The sequence below is a fragment of the Geoalkalibacter sp. genome (assembly GCF_030604225.1).
In the GTDB taxonomy this organism is placed as follows: Bacteria; Desulfobacterota; Desulfuromonadia; order Desulfuromonadales; family Geoalkalibacteraceae; genus Geoalkalibacter.
The window spans coordinates 1-3,267 of record NZ_JAUVWH010000195.1 but is presented as its reverse complement, the minus strand read 5'-3'; the positions used below and the strand labels follow the sequence as shown (position 1 = coordinate 3,267).

Below are 3,267 nucleotides of genomic sequence, written 5' to 3'. Positions count from 1 at the left end.
GGCTGGACGGCCACCACCTCCTTGCAGGAACTGGTGAGCGAGATGGTGCGCAGCGATCTGGAGGATGCCCAGCGCGATGAATTGTGCCGCAGGGAGGGGTTTCAGACCTTCAACTTCCATGAATAAACACGGAAAAATATTTATTGCCGGGCATAAAGGCCTGGTCGGTTCGGCCATCGTGCGCCGCCTTCGGGCAGCCGGCTATGACAACCTGGTACTTCGCACCCGCGCCGAACTCGACCTGTGCGAACAGGCGGCGGTGCGAGACTTTTTCGCTCGGGAAAAACCTGAATATGTCTTTCTCGCCGCCGCCAAGGTGGGCGGCATCGTCGCCAACAACACCTGGCCCGCCGACTTCATTTACGAGAATTTGGCGATCCAGACCAACCTCATTCATGCCGCCTGGCAGCAGGGTGTCAAGCGTTTGCTGTTTCTCGGCTCGTCTTGCATCTACCCTAAATTCGCGCCCCAGCCCATGCGCGAGGAATATCTTTTGACCGGTGAGTTGGAGCCGACCAACGAGCCCTACGCCGTGGCCAAGATCGCCGGCATCAAGATGTGCCAGTCCTACAACCGGCAATACGGCACGCATTTTCTCTCGGTCATGCCGACCAATCTGTACGGGCCCAACGACAATTTCGATCTGACCAGTTCGCACGTCATCCCGGCGTTGCTGCGCAAGGTGCACGAGGCAAAGATCAGCGGGGCGCCGGCCGTGGAAATCTGGGGCACGGGCATGCCGCGCCGGGAATTTCTCCATGTCGACGACATGGCCGATGCCTGCCTGTTCGTCATGGAGGCGCCGCAGGAGCGTCTCGCCGCCCAGGCCGCGCCGTTCTGGAATGTCGGCACGGGCACTGATGTGACCATCGCGGAACTCGCGCGCACCATCTGCGAGGTGGTGGGATTTTCCGGAGAGTTGGTTTTCAACACGGAAAAACCCGACGGTGCGCCGCGCAAACTGCTGGATGTGAGCCGATTGAATACCTTGGGATGGACGGCGAAGATAGGTCTTCAAAAGGGTCTCGCTGATACTTACGCCTGGTTCCTGCAACAGCCGAAATGAGGCCGCGCCCATGAGAGACCAGATCGACGCACATTTTGAGGAACACGCCCGTGCCCTGGACAAGACGCGCCGGGAATTGGCCCCGGCCATCGCCCAGGCCGCCGTAATGCTGGCGGTTGCTTTGCTCGCCGACCAAAAGGTGTTGATCCTGGGCAACGGCGGTTCGGCGGCCGATGCCCAGCATTTCGCCGCCGAACTGGTGGGGCGCTTTCTGCGCGAGCGCCGTGCGCTTCCCGCCATCGCCCTGACCACGGATACCTCCCTATTGACGGCGGTGGGCAACGATTTCGGCTTCGATCAGGTGTTCAAGCGTCAGGTGGAGGCCCTGGCCCGGCCGGGGGATGTGGTGATTGGAATTTCCACCAGCGGCAACTCGCCCAATGTGTTTCTGGCCCTGCAAGCAGCCCGGCAGCAGGGTTGCACAACCCTCGGGTTACTCGGCCGCGACGGCGGCAGCATCGCGCCGCTGGCCGATATCAACCTGACCGTGCCCGCGCAGGCGACGCCGCACATCCAGGAAGCGCACATCACCATCATTCATCTGCTCTGCGATCTGGTGGAGCAGCGCATTCTCGCCGAGAGCCGAAAATGAGCCACAAATACCGCCCCATCGACCTGGCGGCCGTCAAGACCTACTCCATCAAGACCCGCGACAACAAGGTCAACGTTCAGGATCATTTCGCCGCCGCACCCCGGGCGGGCCTGTCCCTTGCGGAGTTCTTCGCGGGGCTGCCGCGCCTGCTCGGCGCCGACAACCTGCGCGGGGTGGTGGACGCGGTCGTGGCCGCGCGCCGCAAACAGCGGCCCGTGGTTTTGGCCCTGGGCGGACATGTGATCAAGTGCGGCCTGCAGCCGGTCCTGAAAAAGCTCATTGAGGCCGAGGTCATCACGGCCGTGGTGATGAATGGGTCCGCCGCGATTCATGACTTCGAGGTCTCCCTGGTCGGTGCGACTTCCGAGGATGTGGGGGCGGTGCTGCACTCGGGCGATTTCGGTTTTTCAGAAGAAACCGGCGGCGGCATGAATAGCGCGCTGCAAGAGGGGCTGGCCGCGGGCCTTGGCTACGGCGAGGCCATTGGTCGCCGCATTCTCGAGCAGCGGCATCCGTTTGCCGATTTCAGCTTGCTGGCCGCCTGCGTTGAGAAAGGGATTCCCGCGACGGTGCATGTCGCCCTGGGCACCGACATCATCCATCAGCACCCCAGCGCCGACGGCGCCGTGGCCGGTGAGATGACCTTTCGCGATTTTCGCCTGCTCACCGCCATCGTCGCTGATCTCAGCGGCGGGGTGTGGCTCAACGTGGGATCGGCGGTGCTGTTGCCCGAGGTGTTTCTCAAGGCCCTGTCCATCGCTCAGAACCTGGGCCATCATGTCGATGGCTTCACTACCGCCAATTTCGACATGATCCAGCACTACCGGCCCCTGACCAACGTGGTGAAGCGTCCGACCTCGGGCCATGGCCGTGGATATACCATCACCGGCCATCACGAGATCAACATTCCCCTGCTGGCGGCGGCCGTTCTGGACCAACTGCAGGACAGGGGGTGAAATATCCATGGATCGTGTTGAAATAGAATCCTTCCTCGCGCGTCTCCCCGGTCTTAAGGCCCTGGTGGTCGGCGATCTGATGCTCGACGAGTATGTGTGGGGCCGCACCGAGCGCATTTCCCCCGAAGCGCCCGTGCAGGTGGTGGATGTGGTGCGTCAGGATCTGCGCCTGGGCGGGGCGGGTAATGTGGTCAACAACCTGGTGGCCCTGGGTTGCAGCATCGAGGTCGCCGGTGCCCTGGGTGACGACGCCGATGGGCGCAGCCTGCGTGCCATGCTGGAAGCGGCGGGCATCGGCATTGACGGCCTGGTGTTCGCGCCGGGGCGCACCACCAGCCGCAAGACCCGCATCCTCGCGAGCAATCAGCAGATGCTGCGCATCGACCGGGAAAGCAAGGATCCCATCGGCGCGGACCTGGAAGCGCAGCTGGCCGAGCGCATCCGCGCCCTGGTCGACGGCTGCCAGGTCATTCTGGTGTCCGATTATCTCAAGGGTGTGTTGACCGAGGGTTTGTTGCGGGAGATTTTCGCCATCGGACGGGCGGCCGGCATCCCCGTCGTCGTCGATCCCAAGGGCAGTGATTACCGCAAGTATCTCGGCGCGACCCTGCTCACGCCCAACCGCAAGGAGGCGCAGACCGCCTCCGGCATCG

At 63.0% G+C, this 3,267-nt stretch carries 4 protein-coding genes; all 4 read left to right on the top strand.

Going from position 1 to position 3,267, the window contains the following annotated elements; genetic code table 11:
• Positions 1–118 precede the first annotated feature (118 nt).
• A complete protein-coding gene (gene fcl, locus QAT43_RS14640; protein ID WP_305043831.1) occupies positions 119–1,066 on the top strand; it encodes a GDP-L-fucose synthase in 948 nt (315 codons plus the stop codon).
• 10 nt (positions 1,067–1,076) lie between these two features.
• Positions 1,077–1,658 (top strand): D-sedoheptulose-7-phosphate isomerase, encoded by a 582-nt coding sequence (locus tag QAT43_RS14635; protein ID WP_305043830.1) that lies wholly within the window; start codon positions 1,077–1,079, stop codon positions 1,656–1,658.
• Positions 1,655–2,614 (top strand): hypothetical protein, encoded by a 960-nt coding sequence (locus tag QAT43_RS14630; protein ID WP_305043829.1) that lies wholly within the window; start codon positions 1,655–1,657, stop codon positions 2,612–2,614. The genes QAT43_RS14635 and QAT43_RS14630 overlap by 4 nt, the downstream gene beginning before the upstream one ends.
• A gap of 7 nt (positions 2,615–2,621) precedes the next feature.
• Positions 2,622–3,267: bifunctional heptose 7-phosphate kinase/heptose 1-phosphate adenyltransferase (locus QAT43_RS14625; protein WP_305043828.1), on the top strand; the 646-nt coding region annotated here is incomplete at its 3' end.

Coding starts and splice junctions, on each gene's coding strand:
- fcl (WP_305043831.1), top strand. CDS start 119: ATGAATAAACACGGAAAAATATTTATTGCCGGGCATAAAGGCCTGGTC.
- QAT43_RS14635 (WP_305043830.1), top strand. CDS start 1,077: ATGAGAGACCAGATCGACGCACATTTTGAGGAACACGCCCGTGCCCTG.
- QAT43_RS14630 (WP_305043829.1), top strand. CDS start 1,655: ATGAGCCACAAATACCGCCCCATCGACCTGGCGGCCGTCAAGACCTAC.